Genomic DNA, 4,425 nt, shown 5'->3' on the forward strand with positions numbered 1-4,425 from the left:
GGGTATGGCATTCCAACGGACAACGTAAGGATATACGGGGGAAAGTCGTAGAAATACGCAGGTTTCACAACGGACAAGAAAAAAGGAAGTGCGGCAGGTCGCAAAAAGTCCCCGGACCGGCGCTATAATGAGACGACAGACTGTGCAGGCATCGCGCGCCCCGGATTTTTCGGCCCCCTCTCGCCCGTACGGGGCGAGAGGCACGAACGGACATCGGAAGGGCGGTGAAAGGAATGGATTTCAGGAAGCGATATTTCTCTCATGTTCTGACGACGGACATCGGCCCCCTGACCCTGATTGCGGACGGTGAGGTCCTCGTCGCTGTCCGCTTCGGAAACGAAGAGGGCTCCCCGCGCTCCTCCGAGCCGGCGGAGCGCGGCGGGAGCCCTCTGTTGACGGATGCGGCCCGGCAGATCGGCGAATATCTGCGGGGGGAACGAAGGGACTTCGACGTTCCGATACGATTGGAGGGGACGGACTTTCAGCTCCTGGTCTGGAATGCGCTTCGGACCATCCCCTACGGCGAGACCCGAACCTACGCGGAGATTGCGGCCCGGATCGGCAGGCCCAAAGCCGTCCGAGCTGTGGGCGGGGCCAATCACCGCAACCCTCTGCCTCTCCTCGTCCCCTGCCACCGCGTCGTCGGGGCCGACGGAACGCTGGTGGGGTTCGGAGGAGGGCTCAAGGTCAAGCAGCGGCTTCTGGAGATCGAGGGGTGCAATGTTCGAGGAGCGCCCGTCAACCCCGGGGCTATCTGTACCCCATCCTCTCTTTTTTCGCCTCCAGCCTGAGGCACGTCCGATAAGGGATGGCGATCAGCACCAAGGCTCCCACAACAGCGCTCGCGTTCGAGGTCAGCAGCCACAGGCCAAAGGCGTTGCCCAGCAGTCCTCCGGAGGCCAGGAATGCAGCCGAGAACAGGGAAAAAATCCCCACGCCGACCAGACAGAAGGCGGAGAGGAAAAACGCCGCCCGGCTCCAGAACAGACTATCCAAAAAGACCACTTCAATCATGAAAAAAAGGGTGACGCAGATAAAGACGACCTGAAAAATTTTTGAACTCCCAGAAGCCATTGGCCCCAACAGTTCGCTCCCTGCAGACAACATGTTGTACAGACAGAGAAGAAAAAATTCGACCTCATGTCGAAACAGGTTCCTCAGCCAGCTCCTCATCCATCATTCTCCCTTCCATGTTCCTCCGTCGCCCGTGGTTCGAACGGGCGTTCCGCGCCCTCGGAGATGTGGAACAGGGCAAACCCCAAGACCTGTCCGGCGTAAGAGGCTATATCTCCCGCTTCCAGCGCGTCCCCTGCGGGGTGTCCTCCAGCACGACGCCACGCTCCGCCAGCATGGCCCGGATCTCGTCCGACCGGGCGAAATCCTTCGCCTTGCGGGCGGCGCAGCGCTCCTCGATCAACCGCTCGACCTCCGCGTCGCCGAGGGCCTCCTCTCCGGCCGATTCCTCCTCCTTCGGCAGCTCCTCGGGCCCGATCACGCCCAGGATGCCGTCGATCTTCGCCAGCTCGGCCTCCGCCGCGTCGAAGAAGGCGGCCGGCAGGGACGGGTGTTCCTTCAGCCCGGAGTTGATCGCCTTGACCACCTCGAAGAGCACCCCCACCGCCGCCGCCGTGTTGAAGTCGTCGTCCATCGCGGCGTGAAAGTCGTCGTCCAGCCTCTTCAGCTCCGCCAGAAAATCGGCCGGGAACGAGCCGGCCCCGGGCTCCCCGCCCATTCGGGTTCTGCGGGCGAAGGCCAGGTCGGCCCGGCAGTTCCTCAGGCGCGTCACGCCCCGTTCGGCCTGTTCCAGGCCCTCGGGCGCGAAGTTGATGGGGGACCGGTAGTGCGCGCCAAGCATGAAGAGGCGGATGGCCAGGGGCGGATACTTCTGCCGGGCGGCGCGGGCCGTCATGAAGTTGCCCAGGGACTTGGACATCTTCTCCTTGTCGATGAGCAGAAAACCGTTGTGCAGCCAGAACCGCACGAAGGGCTCCCCGGACGCGGCCTCGCTCTGTGCTATTTCGTTCTCGTGGTGGGGGAAAGTCAGGTCCACCCCGCCCGAATGGATGTCGATCGTCGTGCCCAGGTACTTCGAGGACATGGCGCTGCACTCGATGTGCCAGCCGGGCCGTCCCTTTCCCCACGGGCTGTCCCAGGCGGGCTCCCCCGGCTTCTGCGCCTTCCAGAGCGCGAAGTCCAGCGGGTCCCTCTTGCGCTCGCCCACCTCCACGCGCGCGCCGACCTCCAGCTCGTCCAGCCCCTGCTTGCAGAGCCTGCCGTAGCCGGGCCAGCTCCGGACGTCGAAGTAGACGTCCCCTTCCGAGACGTAGGCGTGCCCCCTCTCGATGATCCTCTCGATCGTCCCGATGATCTCCGGCATGTGCTCCGTGGCGAGCGGCGCCACGTCGGCCCGACGGATCCCCAGCGCATCGGCGTCCTTGTAGTATTCCCCGATGAAGCGCGCGGCGAGGTCAGAGACCTCGATGCCCTCGGAATGGGCGCGCTGGATCATCTTGTCGTCGATGTCCGTGAAGTTCTGGACGAAGGTGACCTCATACCCCAGATGCTCCAAGTAGCGGCGCAGGACGTCGAAGACGATGAAAGGGCGCGCGTTGCCGATGTGAAAGAAGTCGTAGACCGTCGGGCCGCAGCTGTAGAAGGTGACGCGTCCCGGGGTCAGGGGGACGAACGGCTCCTTTTTGCGCGTCAGGTCGTTATAAAGCGTCAGACTCATGGCAATGCACCTCCGGATTGAGAGCAAAATCAAAAGCGAACGTCGGCGGCAGATCAAAAGACCGAAAGAGTCGCTTATAATAATTGTACACGTTCCAAGAAATTTTTGGGCCCCCGGGCCCGCAGCTGGGAGAGATGAATTTTGTCCGCGTCCGGAAAGCACCAGTTCGCGCTCCTGCGCACGCGCCGTTTTCTGCCCCTTTTCCTGACGCAGTTCCTGGGGGCCTTCAACGACAACTTCTTCAAGAGCGCCCTGGCGATGCTGATCACCTTCCGCCTGGCCGACGGCGCCGGGCTCGACTCCCGCATCATGGTGAACGTCGCGGCCGGGGTCTTCATCCTTCCCTTCTTCCTCTTCTCGGCCCCCGCCAGCGACCTGGCCGACCGCTACGACCGCGCGTATCTGATGCGCCTCGTCAAGTTCGCGGAGGTCGTCATCATGGGGATGGCCGCCGTGGGGTTCCAGCTGCAAAACATCTGGCTGCTGCTTGCGGTGCTCTTCCTGATGGGAGCACAATCCACCTTCTTCAGCCCCGCCAAGTTCAGCATCCTGCCGCAGCACCTGGAGGAGGACGAGCTGATCGCGGGGAACGGCCTCATCCAGACCGGGACCTATCTCGCCATCCTGACGGGGACCATCTTCGGCGGGCTCCTCATCCTCACGCCCGGCGGGCTCCTCCGGGTCGGGGCGGGGGTCGTGGCCGTGGCGGCCGCCGGCTGGTGGACCAGCCTCTACATCCCCCCGACGCGGCCCATCGACCCGCACCGGCGGGTATCCGCCGACGTCGTCCGCAGGACCGCCGCGCTCGTCACGGACGTCTACCCTCACCGCAACGTCTTCTGTGCCGTCCTCGGGATATCCTGGTTCTGGCTGGTCGGGGCGACCTTCCTGGCGCAGTTCCCCACCTACGCCCGGCTGGTCCTCGGGGCGGACGAGCAGGTGGCGACACTCTTCCTGGCCGTCTTCTCCATGGGCATCGGGCTGGGCTCGATGGCGTGCAACGCCATTCTGAAGGGCGAGGTCTCGGTGCGGTACGTGCCCGCCGCGGCCGTCGGCATCTCCCTCGCCAGCGCGCTGCTCTGGCTGGTGAGCCATCGGGAGCCCCTGGCCCCGGGGCTCCCGGCGATCGGCGTCGGCGCCTTCCTGGCCGTGCCCGCGAACCTGGCCGTGCTGGCCTGCCTCTTCGCCATCTCCTTCTGCGGGGGGCTCTACATCGTCCCCCTCTACGCGGCCATCCAGTACCTCACGCCGGAGGACCGCATGGCCGGGGTCATCGCCTGCTCCAACGTCACGGACTCGCTGTTCATGGTCGTCTCCGCCGTGGGGTCCGGCCTTCTGCTGACCGCGGGGCTCGAGATCCCCCAGATTTTCCTGGTCATGGCCGTCCTGACCGTCTTGGCGGCAATCCTGATCCGCAGGGGCGTGCGGCGGTACGGCGGCGGGGAGCGGTAGAGCTCCCGCAGCCCATGCCTCTCGAGACGAAGGGACGGCCCCCGAAAAGGGGGCCGTCCCGCGTATACTCCGAAGCTATACTTTTCTCCTCAGCAGGAGTGCCCCGACGAGAGCCAAGGCCAATCCGCTGACACCCGCGTCGCCTACCTGCGCCGATGGCGCGGCAACGGTGCCGCGCTATCGACATAAGCGGACCGAAGGTTTACGGCTTGCCGTACCGACACAGCATCCGCGGGCAGAAG

General features: G+C 64.6%; 4 protein-coding genes. 2 read left to right on the forward strand and 2 right to left on the reverse strand.

Annotated features, from left to right (window positions below):
* Nucleotides 1-233: 233 nt before the first annotated feature.
* Nucleotides 234-791, forward strand: coding sequence for a methylated-DNA--[protein]-cysteine S-methyltransferase (locus ABLA28_RS10625; protein WP_347713642.1), 558 nt, complete (start codon nt 234-236; stop codon nt 789-791).
* On the opposite strand, the gene ABLA28_RS10630 is transcribed toward ABLA28_RS10625, so the two are convergent.
* Together ABLA28_RS10630 and cysS are read right to left on the reverse strand one after the other, a co-directional pair.
* Nucleotides 751-1,173 (reverse strand): hypothetical protein, encoded by a 423-nt coding sequence (locus tag ABLA28_RS10630; protein WP_347713643.1) that lies wholly within the window; start codon nt 1,171-1,173, stop codon nt 751-753. The two genes, ABLA28_RS10625 and ABLA28_RS10630, sit on opposite strands and share 41 nt — an antisense overlap.
* Nucleotides 1,174-1,282: 109 nt before the next feature.
* Entirely contained in the window at nt 1,283-2,731 is a 1,449-nt protein-coding gene (gene cysS / locus ABLA28_RS10635) for a cysteine--tRNA ligase (RefSeq protein WP_347713644.1), read from the reverse strand.
* A 141-nt stretch (nt 2,732-2,872) separates the two neighbouring features.
* Here cysS and ABLA28_RS10640 point away from each other — a divergent pair, with 141 nt between their 5' ends.
* Nucleotides 2,873-4,183, forward strand: coding sequence for an MFS transporter (locus ABLA28_RS10640; RefSeq protein ID WP_347713645.1), 1,311 nt, complete (start codon nt 2,873-2,875; stop codon nt 4,181-4,183).
* Nucleotides 4,184-4,425 lie beyond the last annotated feature (242 nt).

The sequence above is a fragment of the uncultured Fretibacterium sp. genome, from assembly GCF_963544685.1.
GTDB lineage: Bacteria > Synergistota > Synergistia > Synergistales > Aminobacteriaceae > CAJPSE01.